General features: G+C 68.9%; 17 protein-coding genes and 1 riboswitch. Of the genes, 6 read left to right on the top strand and 11 right to left on the bottom strand.

Annotated features, from left to right (window positions below):
• Positions 1 to 25 precede the first annotated feature (25 nt).
• Positions 26 to 162, bottom strand: a riboswitch (cobalamin riboswitch).
• A gap of 39 nt (positions 163 to 201) precedes the next feature.
• From OVA31_RS23070 to cobJ, 3 genes are read left to right on the top strand one after another with little or no spacing between them, the layout of a single operon-like run.
• Positions 202 to 1,362 (top strand): precorrin-3B synthase, encoded by a 1,161-nt coding sequence (locus tag OVA31_RS23070; RefSeq protein ID WP_267628851.1) that lies wholly within the window; start codon positions 202 to 204, stop codon positions 1,360 to 1,362.
• A gap of 12 nt (positions 1,363 to 1,374) precedes the next feature.
• Complete coding sequence (locus tag OVA31_RS23065; protein ID WP_267628850.1) at positions 1,375 to 1,998, top strand: precorrin-8X methylmutase; 624 nt, start codon at positions 1,375 to 1,377, stop codon at positions 1,996 to 1,998.
• Positions 1,999 to 2,003: 5 nt separating this feature from the next.
• Complete coding sequence (gene cobJ / locus OVA31_RS23060) at positions 2,004 to 3,497, top strand: precorrin-3B C(17)-methyltransferase (RefSeq protein WP_267628849.1); 1,494 nt, start codon at positions 2,004 to 2,006, stop codon at positions 3,495 to 3,497.
• 1 nt (position 3,498) lies between these two features.
• Here cobJ and OVA31_RS23055 read toward each other — a convergent pair whose 3' ends face one another.
• From OVA31_RS23055 to OVA31_RS23040, 4 genes are read right to left on the bottom strand one after another with little or no spacing between them, the layout of a single operon-like run.
• The gene (locus OVA31_RS23055) at positions 3,499 to 4,266 is read right to left on the bottom strand and encodes a cobalt-precorrin-6A reductase (RefSeq protein ID WP_267631670.1); all 768 of its coding nucleotides are present in this window, start codon (positions 4,264 to 4,266) and stop codon (positions 3,499 to 3,501) included.
• 10 nt (positions 4,267 to 4,276) lie between these two features.
• The gene (locus tag OVA31_RS23050) at positions 4,277 to 5,044 is read right to left on the bottom strand and encodes a cobalt-precorrin-4/precorrin-4 C(11)-methyltransferase (protein WP_267628848.1); all 768 of its coding nucleotides are present in this window, start codon (positions 5,042 to 5,044) and stop codon (positions 4,277 to 4,279) included.
• The gene (gene cbiE / locus OVA31_RS23045; protein ID WP_267628847.1) at positions 5,041 to 6,267 is read right to left on the bottom strand and encodes a precorrin-6y C5,15-methyltransferase (decarboxylating) subunit CbiE; all 1,227 of its coding nucleotides are present in this window, start codon (positions 6,265 to 6,267) and stop codon (positions 5,041 to 5,043) included. Before cbiE ends, OVA31_RS23050 begins: the two co-directional genes overlap by 4 nt.
• Positions 6,264 to 7,031 carry an SDR family NAD(P)-dependent oxidoreductase gene (locus OVA31_RS23040; RefSeq protein ID WP_267628846.1) on the bottom strand — a complete coding sequence of 256 codons (768 nt, stop codon included), beginning with the start codon at positions 7,029 to 7,031 and terminating at the stop codon, positions 6,264 to 6,266. Before OVA31_RS23040 ends, cbiE begins: the two co-directional genes overlap by 4 nt.
• Positions 7,032 to 7,068: 37 nt before the next feature.
• On the opposite strand from OVA31_RS23040, the gene OVA31_RS23035 reads away from it, so the two are divergent.
• A complete protein-coding gene (locus OVA31_RS23035) occupies positions 7,069 to 7,470 on the top strand; it encodes a PPOX class F420-dependent oxidoreductase (RefSeq protein WP_267628844.1) in 402 nt (133 codons plus the stop codon).
• Positions 7,471 to 7,629: 159 nt separating this feature from the next.
• Here the strand turns inward: OVA31_RS23035 and OVA31_RS23030 are convergent, their stop codons facing one another.
• On the bottom strand, positions 7,630 to 8,742 hold the full coding sequence (locus OVA31_RS23030) for a M24 family metallopeptidase (protein WP_267628843.1): 1,113 nt from the start codon (positions 8,740 to 8,742) through the stop codon (positions 7,630 to 7,632).
• A gap of 52 nt (positions 8,743 to 8,794) precedes the next feature.
• On the opposite strand from OVA31_RS23030, the gene OVA31_RS23025 reads away from it, so the two are divergent.
• Complete coding sequence (locus OVA31_RS23025) at positions 8,795 to 9,778, top strand: 5'-3' exonuclease (protein WP_267631669.1); 984 nt, start codon at positions 8,795 to 8,797, stop codon at positions 9,776 to 9,778.
• The gene (locus OVA31_RS23020; protein ID WP_267628842.1) at positions 9,775 to 10,074 is read left to right on the top strand and encodes a putative quinol monooxygenase; all 300 of its coding nucleotides are present in this window, start codon (positions 9,775 to 9,777) and stop codon (positions 10,072 to 10,074) included. Before OVA31_RS23025 ends, OVA31_RS23020 begins: the two co-directional genes overlap by 4 nt.
• 29 nt (positions 10,075 to 10,103) lie before the next feature.
• Here OVA31_RS23020 and OVA31_RS23015 read toward each other — a convergent pair whose 3' ends face one another.
• From OVA31_RS23015 to OVA31_RS22990, 6 genes are all read right to left on the bottom strand, one after another.
• A complete protein-coding gene (locus OVA31_RS23015) occupies positions 10,104 to 11,072 on the bottom strand; it encodes a DUF4333 domain-containing protein (protein ID WP_267628841.1) in 969 nt (322 codons plus the stop codon).
• A 207-nt stretch (positions 11,073 to 11,279) separates the two neighbouring features.
• On the bottom strand, positions 11,280 to 14,096 hold the full coding sequence (locus OVA31_RS23010) for a DEAD/DEAH box helicase (protein ID WP_267628840.1): 2,817 nt from the start codon (positions 14,094 to 14,096) through the stop codon (positions 11,280 to 11,282).
• Positions 14,093 to 15,082 carry a twin-arginine translocase subunit TatC gene (gene tatC, locus OVA31_RS23005; RefSeq protein WP_267628839.1) on the bottom strand — a complete coding sequence of 330 codons (990 nt, stop codon included), beginning with the start codon at positions 15,080 to 15,082 and terminating at the stop codon, positions 14,093 to 14,095. The genes OVA31_RS23010 and tatC overlap by 4 nt, the downstream gene beginning before the upstream one ends.
• Positions 15,083 to 15,114: 32 nt before the next feature.
• Complete coding sequence (tatA, locus tag OVA31_RS23000) at positions 15,115 to 15,387, bottom strand: Sec-independent protein translocase subunit TatA (RefSeq protein ID WP_267628838.1); 273 nt, start codon at positions 15,385 to 15,387, stop codon at positions 15,115 to 15,117.
• 81 nt (positions 15,388 to 15,468) lie between these two features.
• Complete coding sequence (locus OVA31_RS22995) at positions 15,469 to 16,443, bottom strand: helix-turn-helix transcriptional regulator (RefSeq protein WP_420714231.1); 975 nt, start codon at positions 16,441 to 16,443, stop codon at positions 15,469 to 15,471.
• The gene (locus OVA31_RS22990) at positions 16,440 to 17,432 is read right to left on the bottom strand and encodes a helix-turn-helix transcriptional regulator (RefSeq protein ID WP_267628835.1); all 993 of its coding nucleotides are present in this window, start codon (positions 17,430 to 17,432) and stop codon (positions 16,440 to 16,442) included. The genes OVA31_RS22995 and OVA31_RS22990 overlap by 4 nt, the downstream gene beginning before the upstream one ends.
• Positions 17,433 to 17,441: the final 9 nt, after the last annotated feature.

The following is a 17,441-nucleotide window of genomic DNA, read 5'->3' as shown; positions in this document are numbered from 1 at the left end:
CGTCGGTGGTGCCGTCTGTCGTGCGTGTCGGGGGTTACCGGAGCGCAGGTCTGGCTTCGGTGTCCTCGGTCGTCTACCGGCGAACACCGTCACAGTGGCGCGACCGCGTCGGATTTGCACCGGCTTCTGCCGCTCCTCGGTGCGTTCAGCCTAGTCAGCGCGGGCGTCGCGGCCCTGCGGCGGGGGCCTACCCTGGGAGAGGTGACCGAAGCTGTCCGGCGCGATGCCACCGACCGCTGTCCCGGCGTGTTCAGCACCCACGCCGCCGCCGACGGCGCGGTTGCCCGGGTGCGGCTCCCGGGCGGGCGTATTCGGCCCGCTCAGCTCGAACTCCTCGCCCAGGCCGCGACCGCGCACGGCGACGGATATCTCGAGTTGACGGCGCGGGCCAATCTCCAGTTGCGCGGACTCACCGATGTCGATGCGGTGGCGGACGCGGTCGTCGAGGCAGGGCTTGCCCCGAGCTCGACGCACGACAAGGTCCGCAACATCGAGGTCAGTGCATTGACCGGCCGGATCGGCGGCATCGCCGACGTGCGGCCGCTCGCGGATCTGCTCGACGACCGGCTGCAGGCGGCCGAGGTGTCGGCGGCGCTCTCCGGCCGTTTCCTCTTCGGCCTCGACGACGGCCGCGGCGACATCGCGCGCCGGGAACCCGATGCCTGTGCGATCGTCCGGTCGGCCGATGGGTCCGGCGAGATCGTCGTCGACGTGCTGGTGGGCGGCACAGCCCTCGGCTCGGCCCGCGGCGACGACGCGATCAGCGCGGAACTCCTGGCCGTCGCCACGGACATGATCGCCATCTGCCCCGGTGCGTGGCGGGTCAGCGATCTCACCGAGGCGCAGCGAACCGAGCTCGACGACCGGGTTCGCGCGCGGCTGGCGCCGGCCGTCGGAGGTCCCGACCCGGGGCCTGCCGACCCGATCGTCGGCTGGTTCGACCAGGACGACGGCCGTGTACTGCTCGGCGCCGTCGTCGAGCTCGGCCGCCTGCCCGCGCGGCTCGCCGAGTTCGTGGCCGCCGTGCAGGCACCGATCGTCGTGACCCCCGACCGCGAGATCCTCATCTGCGATCTGGACGAAGGTGTCGCCGAGACGGTGGTGCGGGTCCTGGCGCCGATGGGCCTGATCTTCGACGCCGGCTCCCCCTGGGCCACGGTCAGCTGCTGTGTCGGAGCCCCGGGATGCGCAAAGTCGCTGGCCCCGGTCCGCGAGGATCTGCTGGTACGGATCCGGGACGGTGAACCGGTGACCGAGCGCGAACACTGGGTGGGGTGCGGCCGTCGATGCGGCTCCCCCAGCGGTCCCCATCGCAGTGTCGAGGCGACTCCCGACGGTGGGTACGTGACGCACCGTCGATAGGCTGGCCGCACCATGAGCGACTACCTGCGTGACGGCGCCGCGATCTATCGCCAGTCCTTTGCCACGATCCGTGCCGAGTCGGATCTGACGGCCTTCGCACCCGACGTGGCGCAGGTGGTGGTGCGCATGATCCACGCCTGCGGGCAGACCGACCTCACCGAGGACGTGGCGGCCACCGAGGGTGTCGTGCAGGCCGCCCGTGCGGCACTCGGAACGGGTGCACCGATTCTCTGCGATGCCTCGATGGTGGCCGCGGGGGTCACCCGTAAACGTCTGCCCGCCGACAACGTCGTACGTTGCCACCTCTCCGAACCGTCGCTACCTGCACTCGCTGAACGCCTCGGCACCACCAGAACGGCTGCCGCGCTAGAGTTCTGGCGTCCTCATCTCGACGGAGCAGTGGTGGCGATCGGCAATGCCCCGACGGCACTGTTCGCACTGCTGGACATGATCGACGACGGGGCACCGCGTCCGGCGGCCATCGTCGGCGCACCCGTCGGCTTCGTCGGTGCCGCCGAATCCTGCGCGGCCCTGGCGCTCCGCAGCGACCTCGAGTTCATCACGGTGACCGGGCGGCGCGGTGGATCGGCGATCACCGCCGCCGCGATCAATGCATTGGCCAGTCCGGAGGAGTGACGTCGGTGAGTGGAAAGCTCTGGGGAATCGGCCTCGGGCCCGGGGACAGCGACCTGGTCACGGTGAAGTCGGCCCGCATCATCGGGTCTGCCGATGTCATCGCGTATCACTGTGCGAGACACGGGAACAGCATCGCGCGGTCGGTGGCGGCGCCGTACCTGCGCGAGGGACAGATCGAAGAACGCCTGATGTATCCGGTGACAACCGAGTCCACCGATCATCCGGGCGGGTACGCAGGGGCGCTGCACGATTTCTACGCCGAGAGCGCCGCCCGCCTCGCCGGGCATCTGCGCGCGGGCCGCGACGTGGCGCTGCTGGCCGAGGGTGATCCGTTGTTCTTCAGCTCGTACATGCACATGCACAAGAGGCTCGTCGGCGAGTTCGATGCCGAGATCGTGCCGGGCGTGACGTCGGTGAGTGCGTCGTCGGCCGCCCTCGGGATCCCACTGGTCGAAGCCGACGAGACCCTGACCGTGGTACCCGGCACGCTGCCGGCGGCGGAGCTGGTCGCGCGTTTCCGCGCCGCGGAGGCCATCGCCGTCCTGAAGCTCGGCCGCACTTTTGTCCGGGTTCGTGACGCCCTGGTATCAGCAGGCCGGGCCGACGAGGCCTGGTACGTGGAGCGGGCGTCCACTCCGGCCCAGCGGGTCATCCCGCTGCGCGACGTGAATCCCGATGAGGTGCCGTACTTCTCGATGATCGTGGTACCCGGGCCGCTGAACAACCCGAATCGCCCGCCGGAGGTCACCGCGGAGCGCGGCGAGGTGGTGGTGGTCGGACTGGGCCCCGGCGCCGACGATCAGACGACGCCGCAGGTCCAACTCGAACTCGCCCGCGCCACCGATCTCGTCGGCTACACCACCTACCTGTCGCGGGTGACCGCGCGCCCCGGGCAACGAGTCCACGCGAGCGACAACCGGGTGGAAGCCGAGCGGGCGGAGTTCGCCCTCGATCTCGCCGCCCGGGGCGCTCGGGTCGCCGTCGTGTCGTCCGGGGATCCCGGCGTCTTCGCGATGGCCGCGGCCGTCGCCGAGGTGGCCGCCGAACCACGTTGGCACGATGTCGCGGTGCGGGTGGCCCCCGGGGTGACGGCTGCGAGCGCGGTGGCCGCGGCCGTGGGTGCGCCGCTGGGCCACGACTTCGCGATCATCTCGCTGTCGGATCGCCTCAAGCCGTGGGAGGTGATCGCGGACCGGATCCAGCACGCGGTGGCAGCGGATCTCGTGGTGGCGATCTACAACCCCGGGTCGTCCCACCGCACCTGGCAGGTCGGCAAGCTCAAGGAGATCCTGCTGGAGTCGGTCTCACCGGACCGGCCGCTGGTCGTGGGTCGCGATGTGGGCGGACCGACCGAGAGCCTGCGGACGATCTCGGTCGGCGAACTCGATCCCCAGACCGTCGACATGCGCACCCTGCTCATCATCGGGTCGTCGGCGACCACCGCGGTGACGCGTGCGGGCGGCGACCTCGTGTACACGCCGCGGCATCACCCGGGTTGAGTCAGCCCCCGGTCAGGTGGTCGCGAACCCAGTCGATCGCGGCGGCCACCGAATCGACGGAATCTCCCGACGCCGGTTCGGCCGGACGGTCCACCATCACCACGTCGACACCGAGCGCAGCGGCCGCGGTGAGCTTCGCCCGGGTGAGCTCTCCCCCGCTGTTCTTGGTGACCAGCACGTCGATCTCGTTCGCACGCATCAGTTCCCGCTCACTCGAGAGATCGTAGGGACCCCGCGAGCGCAGGATCCGGTGGAGCGCGGGTAGGTCGGACGTCGGCGGATCGACCACCCGGATGAGAAATCTGGCGTCGGTGATGCCGGCGAACACCCCGACGTCCTGGCGACCGGTGGTCAGGAACACCCGCAGATCTCGTTGTCGGGCGGCGCGTGTCTCGATCTCTCGGGCCGCAGCACGCATGTCCGGCACCGTCACCCAGCTGTCGTCAGCGGTTGGAGTCCACGCCGGTCGCCGAACTCGTAAGAGTGGCAGGGCCATTCGGTCCGCAACGGTAGCGGCGTGATCGGTCATGGTGGTGGCGAAGGGGTGCGTCGCGTCGACCACGCCGACGACATGATGGGTCCGAATCCAGTCGGCGAGGCCGTCGATTCCCCCGAACCCGCCGATCCGGACGTCCCCGACCGGCAGGCGCGGGTCACGGACTCGGCCGGCCAGCGAACTGATCACCGCGATATCGGCGGCGACCAAATGCTCGGCCACCGCGCGAGCCTCGCCGGTGCCCCCGAGCAGCAGGATCGGCCCGGAACTCATCGCAACGGCGTCATCCATCACGCCGGAGCTTTGTCATGCGGGCCTCCGAGTAGAGGTAGCTGTCGCTGACGGCGGGATGGGCGGACGGATCGAGAACCCGGCCGACGAAGATCACCGCGGTGCGCCGGATGCCCGCGTCGGCCAGGGTCACCGGTAGGTCGGCGAGGCGGCAGCGCACGATCTGCTGATCCGGCCGACTGGCGAACGCCACGGTGGCGGTGGGACAGTCAGCCCCGTAATACGGCGTCAGGACAGCGGTGAGCTCGGTGGCACGGTGTGCGGCGAGGTGAAGGGCCAGGGTCACACCGGTGGTGGCGAGGCGGTCGAGTTCCTCGCCCGGAGGCATGTCCGTCGACAGTGTCGAGACCCGGGTGAGCAGCAGGCTCTGTCCGACGCCGGGTGCGGTCAGCTCGCAGTCGAGAGCGGCCGCCGCGGCCGCGAACGCGGGGACGCCGGGCACGACCTCCACCGGGATCCCGCGGGCCGCGAGCTCCCGGCGCTGCTCGGTCATCGCCGAGTACAACGACGGGTCGCCCGAATGCAGTCGCGCCACGTGATGTCCGGCGGCATCCGCCGCGACGATGTGGGAGATGATCTCCGCGAGCGGCATCCGGGCGGTGTCGATGAGGACGGCGTCCGGCGGGCATCGGTCGAGGAGCTCGGCGGGAACCAGCGATCCCGCGTACAGGCAGGTCTGACAACGGCCGAGGATCTCGGCTCCGCGCAGGGTGATCAGGTCCGGAGCGCCAGGTCCGGCACCGATGACGTACACGGTCATGATTTGTCCACCACCCACTGAACGATCGGCAACGCCGGGCGCCACGTGGTCATCGTGCCCAGTGGGGCCGCTGTCTCCACGGACAGGCGACGCAGCGAACCGCCATGGCGGCCATACCATTCGGTGAGCAGATGCTGATTCTCCAGGGTGACCGCGTTGGCGACGAGCCGGCCGTCCTCGCTCAGCGCTGCCCATGCGGCCTCGAGAACGGGTGTGCTGAGCCCGCCTCCGATGAAGACGACATCGGGTTCGGGTGCCGTCGACAGGGACTCCGGTGCGGCGCCGCCCACCGTCAACCGGCCGCGAACACCGTGACGGGTGGCATTGGCGATCAGCTGCGCACTGCGTGTGTCGTCGCGCTCGAACGCGACGACCCGTCCGGTGGGTTCTGACCGCAGCCATTCGATGGAGATGCTGCCGGATCCGGAGCCGATGTCCCACAGGAGTTGTCGGTGGCTCGGCGCGAGCGCGGAGACGGTCAGCGCGCGGATCGGCTGCTTGGTGATCTGGCCGTCGTTGGCGTACTCGTCGTCGGGATGCCCGGGCGCCCGGCTCCGATGAGGTCCGATGCAGCTGACGGCGACGACGTTGAGCGGATCGCCTGCCGGCTCGGACCAGGTGCGGGCGATTCCCCGGACGATCCGTTCCGCGGGGCCGCCGAGCTGCTCGAGGACGGTGATCGACGACCAGCCGAACCCGTTGTCGGTCAACAGCTGTGCGAGCTGTGCCGGGGTCGTCTCGTCGCGGCTGAGGATCACCAGGTTCCGGCCGTCGGTGAGTGCGTCGGCAACCGAATCCAGGTCGCGGGCGACCGTCGTCAGAATCCCGACGTCGGTGAGATCCCATCCCAGTCGGGCACAGGCGAGCGCCGCGCTCGACACGGTCGGGATCACGTCGACGCGGGACGCACCGACGGCGCGCACGATCGTGGTGCCGATACCGTGGAACATCGGGTCACCGCTCGCCAGGATGTGGACTGTGCCGTCCTGCTCGGTGACATCCCCGTCGGTGCCGATGGGCGCCGTGGTCGCCAGGACCGCGGCCAGGTGTGTGCTCATCGGCGAATCCCACGGTCGGAGATCCGCGACGAGCGCGGGCAGCAGGTCGAGTTGCCGGGCCGACCCGTAGATCGTCGCGGCCCCGGACAGCTCGTCGCGGGCCCGGCGTCCGAGGCCGTCCCAGCCGTCGGCGCCGATCCCGATCACCACGAACCGATCCGTCATCGAGACAGCCGTCGCCAGATCGGGCGAGGGATGAGCCGCATGCCGACGAACAATGGTCGCAGGGCCCACGGAATCCATACCTCGCCTCTGCCCCGTCGGTACGCGCGCGCGACGGCGTCGGCGACCTGTTCGGCGTCGACCGACAGTGGTGCCGGTGTGACGCCCGACTCCATGAGGTCCTTGGTCATCGCGCCGACGACGAACCCCGGCCGGGCGAGCAAGAGGTGAACTCCGCTGCCGTGGAGTGCATCTGCCAGTCCGCTGGCGAATCCGTCGAGGCCTGCCTTGGTGGATCCGTAGACATAGTTGGCCTTGCGGACCCGGATGCCCGCCACCGACGAGAAGACGACGATGGTTCCGGAACCCTGCGCACGCAGCGCGGTCGCGAGCGGGGTCAGGACGCTGATCTGGGCCAGGTAGTCGGTGTGCGCGATCTGCAGCGCATGTTCGACGTCGGTCTCGGCGCGGACCTGATCGCCCAGGATGCCGAACGCGACGATGGCCGCCTCGATCGGACCGAATCGGGAGATCACCGAGTCGATGAGCGCTCCGTGGGACGCGGTATCGTCGGCGTCGAAGGCGACGGTGTGCACCTGGGAAGCACCTGCCTCGATCAATCGGGACGCCTCTGCCCCGAGATCGTCGGGGCGTCGCGCGGCCAGCACCACGGTGCGCCCCTGAGCGAGTCGTCGGGTCAGCGCGACGCCGATCTCGCTTCGGCCGCCGAACAGCACGATGGTTCCGGTCGTCGGTGGCAGGGCCATGGCTGTCAGTATCGCATCGACCGCTAACGTGACCGCCATGACCCGTACCCCCGCCGATCTGGGCCCGGCCGCGGCCGAATTCCTCCGCGAACGCCATCTCGCCACGCTGGCCACTGCGCGCGCCGACGGCACACCGCACGTCGTCGCCGTCGGCTTCACGTGGGATGGCGAGCACGGGCTCGCCCGGGTGATCACCACAGACGGGAAGCAGAAGGTCCGCAACGTCGAGCGCGGTGGGTACGCATCGGTGACCAATGTCGACGGCCCGCGGTGGCTGACTCTCGAGGGACCGGCCACCATTCGCCGGGAACCGGACGACGTCCGGGATGCGGAGGAGCGCTACGGCCTGCGCTACCGCGAGCCGAAACCCAATCCGCGACGCGTGGTCATCGAGATCGCGGTCCGGCGCGTCATGGGTTCGAAGACACTCCTGGGCTGATCTCCGCCGCCTCCCCTCGGGCGCACATCGTCATCGACCGGGCCCGCCTTCCCGTCGATCGGGCACAGATTCGCGTCGATCGGGCACCGTGGGTCGAGTTCGCGCCCGATCGGCGCGGATGTGTGCCCGATCGCTGAAGATCTGTGCCCGATCGGCGGATCAGAGGATCGCGAGCTCGTGCGGACGGGTGTTCATCGCCTCGCAGCCGTCGTCGGTGACCACCACGATGTCCTCGATGCGTGCCCCCCACCGACCGTCGAAGTAGACACCAGGTTCGACGCTGAACGCCATCCCGGGCCGCAACGTGATGCTGTTGCCGCCGACGATGTAGGGCTCCTCGTGCACCGACAACCCGATGCCGTGCCCGGTCCGATGGATGAAGTTGTCGGCGAGACCGAACTCGCGCAGGTGATCTCGCGCGGTCGCGTCGACCTGCTCGGCGGTGATCCCGGGACGGATCACCTCGACAGCTGCTCGCTGTGCATCGTGCAGCGCGGCATAGGCCTCGGCGACGTCCGAAGCCGGTTCGGCGAAGCAGTAGGTGCGGGTGGAGTCCGAGTTGTATCCCGGATCGACGGGACCGCCGATATCGATGACGACGATGTCGTCGGCCTCGATGACGCGGTCGGAATACTCATGATGCGGGTCCGCGCCGTGCGGGCCGGACCCGACGATGATGAAGGCGGCCTCGGTGTGGCCCTCGGCGAGGATCGCGGCGCGGATGTCGTCGGCGACGTCGCGCTCGGTACGGCCGGGCCGCAGCCATTCCCCCATCTTCGCGTGCACCCTGTCGATCGCCGCTCCGGCCTCCCGCAGCGAGTCGATCTCGCTGTTGTCCTTGATCATCCGGAGTTCACGCAGGACGTCGGTGGCCAGCGCGGGGGTGGAGCCGATGTGCGAGGCGATCGGGACCACATGCAGTGCGGGCATCGTGTCGCACACGGCGAGCTTGGACGACGGCCGCAATCCGGCGAGGGCGAGCCCGTAGGGATCCTGTCCGTCCACCCAGTCCGCGACCTCGATCCCGAGGTCGGCGATGGCCGAGTCGCGGACCGACGCCAGTTCCAGGCGGGCGACGACAAGTCGTGGATCGGCGTCGGCCGGGACGACCAGTGCGGTCAGGCGTTCAAAGGTGTCGGCGCGTGAGCCGGTGAGGTATCGCAGGTCCGGGCCGGTGGACACCAGGAGCGCGTCGAGGCCCGCATCGGCGGTGAGTTGTCGGGCCTTCTCGAGGCGATTGCGGTAAACGTCGGAGGAGAACCGGTAGGCCATGAGCGCAGCCTACGCCGGACAATGACAGAGTTGGGGCATGGCTGGTTCGCTGATGCTCCTCGACGGGGCGAGTCTGTGGTTCCGCTCTTTCTATGCCCTGCCGGAGAAGATGACCTCGCCAGATGGCCGCCCGGTCAACGCGGTCCGGGGTTTCGTCGACACCATCGCGGCCCTGGTCACCAGGGAACGGCCGACCCGGCTCGTCGTCTGCCTGGACCTCGACTGGCGGCCGGCGTTCCGCACCGACCTCATCCCCTCGTACAAGGCGCACCGGGTGGCCGAAGAGGTTCCACACACCCCGGGCGGCGGCGCGGACTCCGACGGCGGACCCCTCACCGACGTCGAGGAGGTCCCGGACACGTTGACCCCGCAGGTCGACATGATCCTCGACGTGCTGCGCTGCGCCGGGATCGCTACGTCGGGCGCGGTCGGCTGTGAGGCCGACGACGTGATCGGCACCCTGGCCTACGACGAGTCGACGGACCCGGTCATCGTGGTCAGCGGTGATCGAGACCTCCTGCAGGTCGTCTCCGACGATCCGGTCGAGGTCCGGGTGCTCTACGTGGGCCGGGGCCTGTCGAAGGCGGAGATGATGGGTCCGGTCGAACTCGCCGAGAAATACTCGGTTCCCGAGGACCGGGCCGGTGTCGCCTACGCCGAGATGGCGATGCTGCGCGGCGATCCGTCCGACGGGCTGCCGGGCGTCCCCGGCATCGGCGAGAAGACCGCGGCGAAACTGATCCGCGAGTTCGGGAGTCTCGATGCACTGGAGGCCGCCGCGGCGGCCGGCGCATCGTCGCTCGCCACCCGAGCACGGAAGTCGTTGCTGGCGTCCGCGGAGTATCTGACGGCCGCTCGCACGGTGGTGCTGGTTCGCACCGATGCCGAAACCATCGACAGCACCGACGACGATCGGCTGCCGGACGCCCCCGCAGACCCCGGCGGACTGGCCGATCTGATCGACGAACTCGGTATCGGGGCGTCGGTTGCTCGCTTGGCCAAAGCCCTCGATTGGCCTGCCCGATCAGAGCGATGACCCCACGACGAGGTGGCGAGATCCGCCTCACCGGCTGGATTCTCGTCCCTGCCGAAGAACGCGAACGCGTGCACGCACTGCTCGAGCGGCACTGCCGGCTGACGCTGGCCGAGCCCGGGTGTGTCGCCTTCTCGGTCACTCCGAGTCCCGATCCCCCGGACCGGATGACGGTCGACGAATGCTTCACGGATCAGGCGGCGTTCGACGCCCACCAACGTCGGATCGCGACGTCGGAATGGGGCGTCGCCACTCGTCACCTCCACCGCGAGTACACGATCACCACCGACCCGGCCTGAATTCGCGCACGTTCGAGAACGCGCTTCATTCAGCTGGTCGGGCGAGACACCTCGTACTTGCCGTCATCGTCGAGGAAGGTCACCGTGACGGTCTGCTGCTGGCCGCCGACGGTGGCCTTGCAGGTGAAGGACGCCCCTTGTTCGACGCGTTCGCCGGACGGGCACGCGACGTCGGAGACCTCGCTGGCCTGATAGTCCTCGGTGAGGACCTTCTTGACGCCCTCTTGCACGGCGTCCTGTGAGATCGTCTTCGGCGCCCAGCCCGGCACGACGAATGCGGTGATCAGAACGATCGCCGCGATCAGGATCGCAGCCCCGCCGCCGAACAGCAGCAGTCGGCGGCGCCCCGACTTGCCTTGAGGGGTGGCCATCGACGAGAACTGGTCGCCCCCGAACTGGCCGTACTGCGGCGGACCCGGGTACTGCTGTTGGGTTTGATCGCCGGGCGGCGGACCGTACCCTCCACTCTGTTGGGATGGATCACCGTACTGACCCGAGCCCGCGTACTGCCCGGGACCCGCGTACTGACCCGGTGCACCGTATTGGCCGGGCTGCCCGGGCGCGAACCCCTGGGCAGGCGGAAAGTCGCCCGCGGCCGGCTGTTGCGCGCCGTAGACGGGCGGCCGACCGTAGCTCTGCTGGCCGTAGCTCTGCTGGCCGTAGCCCTGCGGACCCGGGACTTGCTCCCCCTGGCCGGGTTGGCCATACACCGGCTGGCCATACACCGGCTGCCCGTAGGCCGGCTGCCCGTAGGTGGGTTGCCCGTAGGCGGGTTGACCGTAGGTTGGTTGGCCATGCGGCTGTGGAGGGCCGGCCGGTCCGGGGGCTTGATCCGGATGGCCGGTCTGGGAGAAACCCGGTTGCGGGTACTCGGGTTGCTGTGTGTGCGGCGCGGGTGCCGCGTCGGGCGTCGAGGCATCCTTTGCCGTCGCCGGGTCCGATCCATCCGACTCCGGCTGCTGTCCGCTCGGACGGCTCGGATCGTTCGGCTCGCTCATGCGTCTCTCCCGCTCTGCCCGGTGTCTGGGCACCGTTACGCCTGGATATGGTGGTCGTCGAGGGAGGAACGTGCCCCGCCGCGGGTCCCACGGCGGGTGGTCGAACCGGCCCACCCCGTACTCCCGACCGCGTGGAGAACGTTACCTCACACGTCGGGAGCCCAGTGTGCTCCTGACGCGTGTGTGGTAAGGCCGTCGAGGTCGCCCTCAGCGCAGCTCCGCAGCCACCACGCCACGCCGGATCGCGCCGACGGCGGCGCGTGCCGAACCGGCGAGCCGTGTATCGGCCCCCACTCCGAGCCGGATCTGTTCCAGGAGGTCGATGACCTGACGATTCCACCGGACGAAATCACCCGGCGACAGCAACTGACCGCGCTCGCCCGCAGCGGCGAGGGATTCGGTGAGCGAACGCCCAGATGCCCACAGCGACACCGCAACCGAGAATCCGGTGTCCGGTTCCCGCGTGGGGTCGACGCGATGCCTGGACTCGACGGCGGTCACCTCCCGCCAGATCTCGACAGTGCGGGCGAGAGCATCGCGTTGCGCGGCGTTGCCGGGCATCGCGTCGATGCCCGAGTAGCTCTCCCGGCGGGCCTCGAAGACCATCGCGGCGACCACTGCGGCCAGTTCATGCGGAGCCAACGCGTCCCAGATCCCGGCCCTGATGCACTCGGTCACCAGCAGGTCGCTCTCGCTGTAGATTCGGCTGAGTAGATGACCCGCCGCGGTCACCGATGTCTCCCGGCCGCCGGGTCCATCGGAGGCATCGAGATACCCCAGTTCGGCGAGGACGCCGACGATCCGGCCGAACTGCACCCCGAGCGTCGAGGTGCGTTCCCCGATCGCGCGGTCGGCGGACGCGATCTCGCGGACCACCCGATTGCGTCGCTCCGCGAGACGGAACAGTTCGTCGTTTCCGTCGAGACGATGTGCGGGGTGATTGCGCAACGTCGAACGCAGACGGCCGAGTTCACGATCGTCGGCGGCGACCGCACGCTGCTTCTTCGACCGACCACGCGGCATCTCGATACCGGTCGATCGCAGTGCGGACGCGAGGTCGCGACGCCCTTTCCCGGTCCGTCGGTCGACGTGTTTGGGCAACCGCATGTTGCCGAGAACCTGTGGCGGATTCACGAAGTCGCGGGTGCCGACCCGGCCGCACCAGGCATCCTCGCTCAACACCAACGGCTTGGGGTCCACCGCTTGCGCCGCGGGTTCGAGGACCACCGCGAGACCTCGGTGGCGACCACCGTGGAGGCCGATCACGTGCCCTCGCTTCAAGGCGGCCAGATCGGCAACCGTCGACTGCGTGTTGGCCGTGCGGCGCTCGAACTTGAGTTCTCGTTCACGGCGCCGGATGTCCTCGCGCAGTTGCACATAGCCGAGGAACCCCGCATAGATCTCCTGGCTGTCGGGATTGTCGTCGGCGTCGAGGACGCCCGGCTCGATCCCACGGTTCTCGGCCGCCCCGGTCAGTTCGATGTCGAGCTTGCGCAACCGCCGACGGGCCTCGTCGGCCTTGTGCGCCTGACCGACCACCGATCGGTCTGCCTGGAACTGGGCAAAGGACCGGTTCAGGAGTTCACGCGAGCCGGCGAGGCCGAGGCGGCCGATCAGGTTGACCGCCATGTTGTATTCGGGCTGGAACGAGCTACGCAGCGGAAAGGTCCGGGCGCCGGCCAGACCCGCGACCTCTTCGGGCACGAGGTCGGGCGTCCACACGACCACTGCGTGCCCTTCGACGTCGATCCCGCGCCGACCGGCCCGACCGGTCAACTGGGTGAACTCACCGGGCGTCAGGTCGACGTGGGCTTCACCGTTGAACTTGATCAGCCGCTCGAGGGCGACGGTGCGGGCCGGCATGTTGATACCGAGCGCGAGGGTCTCCGTGGCGAAGACCATTCTGACCAGACCGAGCGTGAAGAGTTCCTCCACGGTGTGCCGGAAGGTCGGCAGCAGTCCAGCGTGGTGGGCGGCGAAGCCCCGACGCAGACCCGCCCGCCACTCGGCGACCCCGAGGATTTCTTCGTCCGCGGGTGACAGTTCGGTCAGGTGCCGGTCCACCACCTCGTCGACCGCCTGGGACTCCTGCGGGGTCAGCAGATGCAGCCCCGACCGCAGGCACTGTGCGAGGGCGCCATCGCAGCCTGCGCGGGAGAAGATGAAGCCGATCGCAGGCAGCAGACCTTCTCGATCGAGACGCGCGACCAGATCGGGCCGGGACGGCGGCCGGGCACCTCCGCCTCGTCGTCCGCCCCGTGGCGGTGGCCCGCGACGACCTCGGCCCCGACCGCGGTCGTCCCGGTCGTCGGCCATCAGGACCCGGTGTCGGATGTAGCGCTTGAGTTCCGGGTTCACCTGCGGACGCACCGTTTTCGACGGGCTCGGGGCGTCGGCCGCCGGGTCGAAGAGGTCGAACATCCGGGTACCCACCAGCATGTGCTGACTCAGCGGTACCGGGCGGTGTTCGTCGACGACGACGGTGGTGTCGCCGCGGACCGTCTGGATCCAGTCGCCGAACTCCTCGGCATTGCTGACTGTCGCGGACAGACTCACGACCCTCACCGCCGGTTCGAGGTGCAGGATCACCTCTTCCCACACCGCACCGCGGAACCGGTCCGCGAGGAAATGCACCTCGTCCATCACCACATGGGAAAGTCCTTGCAGCGCACGTGAATTCGCGTAGATCATGTTCCGCACGACCTCGGTGGTCATCACCACCACCGGCGCGTCGGAGTTGATCGACTGATCCCCCGTCAGCAAACCGACCGAGTCCGCACCGTGGATCGCGACCAGGTCGGCGTACTTCTGGTTGCTCAGTGCCTTGATCGGCGTCGTGTAGAAACATTTCGTCCCGCCCGCGAGCGCGAGGTGGACGGCGAACTCACCGACGATCGTCTTCCCCGCGCCGGTCGGCGCGCAGACGAGGACGCCGTGCCCCGCCTCCAGTGCGACGCAGGCCCGGCGCTGGAAGTCGTCGAGCCGGAAGGCGAGCCGGTCGGTGAAGTCGTCGAGCCGGGTCACAGGATGTCGTCGAAGGTGTCGCGGTCGCGTACCGAGGTACGGGCTGCGGAAGCGCCTTGGCGGTCGGGAGCCGACTGCGACGATGCGATCCGTGACGCCGTGGGTGCTGGCCCTGTCGCCGGGAGCGGGCTCGCCTGGTCGTCGGGTATCGAGGACCAGTCCGCTGCCGCCTGCCGCTTGCGCCGCTTGTCGTTGATCCGCGCGAACTGGATCGCGAACTCCAGGAGCACCGTCAGGGCGACCGACAGCGCGAGCATGCTGAAGGGATCCTGCCCGGGGGTCGCGATCGCCGCGAAGACGAACAACGCGAAGACCAGCCCACGACGCCACGACTTGAGACGCTCATAGGTCAGGACGCCGATGACGTTCAGCGCGACGATCAGGAGCGGCAACTCGAAGCTGACGCCGAAGATGATCAGCAGGTGGAGCATGAACCCGAAGTACTGATCGCCCGCCAACGCGGTCACCTGCACGTCGTTGCCGACCGTCAGCAGGAAGTGGAAGGCCTTCGAGACGACGAGGTACGCAAGGACCGCACCGGCCACGAAGAGAGTCGCGGCGGCAGACACGAAACCGACCGCGTAGCGGCGTTCGTTCGAGTGCAGACCAGGGGTGATGAACTCCCAGATCTGATAGAGCCAGATCGGGCAGGCGAGCACCACGCCTGCGGTCAACGCGACCTTGAGCCGCAGCATGAACTGATCGAATGGACCTGTTGCCAGGAGACGGCACGAACCGTCGTCGGTGAGCGTCGCTCGTGAGGACGCGGGCAGATCGCAGTACGGCCCGCGCAGCAACTCGCCCAATGACGGGGTGCCGAACAAGCCGTGCGTGTACCAGATGAAGCCGATGATCGTCGTCACGACGATAGCGAGCATGGAGATGACGACTCTGGTCCGGAGTTCGTAGAGATGCTCGACCAACGGCATGGTGCCATCGGGGTTGAGCTTGCGTTTACGGCGTCTCGGGTCGAGAGAAATTCGCACGCGGGTGCCCTGGCCTCGGTTCCGCCGAGCGCCTACGCGGACTTCTTCACGTCATCGGGCGATTTCGGCGCGGAGTTGGTCGGCGCGGAGTTCGTGGGAGCTTCGCCCGGGGGAAGCTCGCGTGTGGTCGGCGCGGCAGGCTCGTCGGCGTCCTTGCCGTCGTTCTGCATCTCCTTGACCTCGCTCTTGAAGATCCGCAACGACTGGCCCAGTCCGCGGGCGGCGTCGGGCAGCTTCTTGGAGCCGAACAGGATCACCACCACGAGCAAGACGATCACCCAGTGCCACCAGGACAAAGCGCCCATGTTTCTACCTCCGAATCGCGACATTGCCAATGCTACCCGAGCGAAGGCGGGTAGCCGAGTGCACGGCCGGTCGCCGCGACCTCACTGATAGCGTCCTCGAGCTGCCGCGGCCGTCGAGGCGACCATATCAGCGATGCCGGGGTCCGAGACAGGTCTGACGCGACCCCCGAAACCCAGCAGGAACCGCGACAGCCAGTCGGCCGAACCGTAGACGAGGCGTGCGCGCAGCGGCGCGTCCGGGTCGGTGCGGTTCTCGACCGGCTCGAGCGGCTCGACGAGGTAGTAATCGAGGATCCAGAGCTCGTCCGGGTCGATCTCGATCTCGGCCGACGGCAGGTCCGGATTGTCGGAGAGGATCGCCGACTGCGGATGTGCGACAGCCTCGGCGGGCGGAGCGGCCGGTTCGTCCAGGATGGTCGCGGTCTCGACCCGATCGAACCGGAACAACCGGACGCCGTCGCTGCTCCGGCACCAGGCCTCGAGGTAGGTGTTGCCGTCCATGGTCTGGAGCCGAATCGGATCGACGACGCGTTCGGTCACGCTGTCGCGGGTGGCGGAGTAATAGCGGATCTCGAGGGCCCGTGCGGCTCGGACCGCGTCGCGGATGGTCGCGTAGGTGGGGTTGTCGGTGTCGCCGCCCTCGTCACCGCCGCCGGTGGGTACCGGCAGGCGCTTCTCCGAAGCCCCGACGGCCTGCTCGATCTTGGCGATGGCGCGCCGCGCGGCCGCGCGGTCGACCGCGCCGGGCATGTCGAGCAGGGCACGTAGGGCGACGAGCATGGTGCTCGCCTCGGTGCTGGTCAGACTCAGCGGACGATTCATCCCGGCGGTGAACCCGACCTCCACATAGCCCTGTTCGAACTGCAGATCGATGAGGTCGTCGGGAAAGTGCCCGGGCAGGCCACAGACAAAGAGGAGTTCGAGATCCTTGGTCAGTTGCCTCGGGGTGATGCCGAGGTCGCGGGCGGCCTGCTCCAGAGCGATACCGCGTCGGGCGGCGAAGTACGGGACCAGGGCGAGCAGGCGGCTGAACCGATCGGGACGCGGGGCCATCAGGCACTCACCCCGGTGAGTCGGTCCAGCGATGCGATCACCATGTCCCGCAGTTCGGGAGGCGACAACACCACGGCGTCGGCGCCGGCGCCCAGCGCCATGCGGGCCAGGGTGGACATCGACCGGATCTCGATCTCCAGGACATCGCCGGCCTCGCCGTCGTGGTCGTGGGCGGCCGCCTGGGTGGCGAGACGTCGTAGTCCGGCGGCACGGTCGGCCGCCACCCAGATCCGGGCGGTCCGGCCGTCGGATCCGGCCGCGGACTCGACGGCGGTCGAGACGATGCTCTGGAGGTCGGTGTCGTCCGGGACGGTCACGGTCCCCGCGGCGCCGACCGCGGTGACATCCGAGATCCGCGAGAGTCGGAAGGTGCGGGTGGCCGCGCGATCGCGGTCGTGCCCGACGACGTACCAGCGCCCTCGATGGGTCACCACACCCCAGGGCTCCAGGGTTCGGGTCGCCGCTGTCGAGGCCGCGCCCGACCGGTAGGTGAACGTCACCGCCTGCGACGCCCCGATCGCCGACAACAGTGTCGCCAGAGCCGATTCCGAGCCGACCGACCGAGCGGACAGGGCGGCGGAGAAGCCGATCTCGTCGTCGGTGCGGACGTCGATCCCGGCGGCCTGGAGTTTGAGTACGGCCGTCTGTGAGATCGCGGCGATCTCCGGGGCATCCCACAGAGCCGCTGCCATCGCGACCACAGCGGCCTCCGAACGGTCGAGCTCGATGTCGGGCAGTTCGTAGCTGTCGCGGTTGATCCGGTACCCGTCGGCACCGCCCGACAGGCGCTCGCGACCGGTCACCAGCGGGATGCCGAGGTCGCGCAGCTCCGTCTTGTCGCGCTCGAACATCCGGTTGAAGGCCTCGACAGACTGCCCGTCGTCGTTGTAGCCCTTGACGTTGCGACGGATGTACTCCGCGGTCACGAACTGACTGGTCGACAGCAGGCAGATCACGAGGTTCAGCAGGCGTTCGACTTTCGGGGTTGACACCGGAACAGC

The organism is Gordonia sp. SL306 (assembly GCF_026625785.1).
Lineage (GTDB): Bacteria > Actinomycetota > Actinomycetes > Mycobacteriales > Mycobacteriaceae > Gordonia.
Note: the sequence above shows the minus strand (reverse complement) of the source record. Positions and strands in the feature narration are given on the sequence as shown.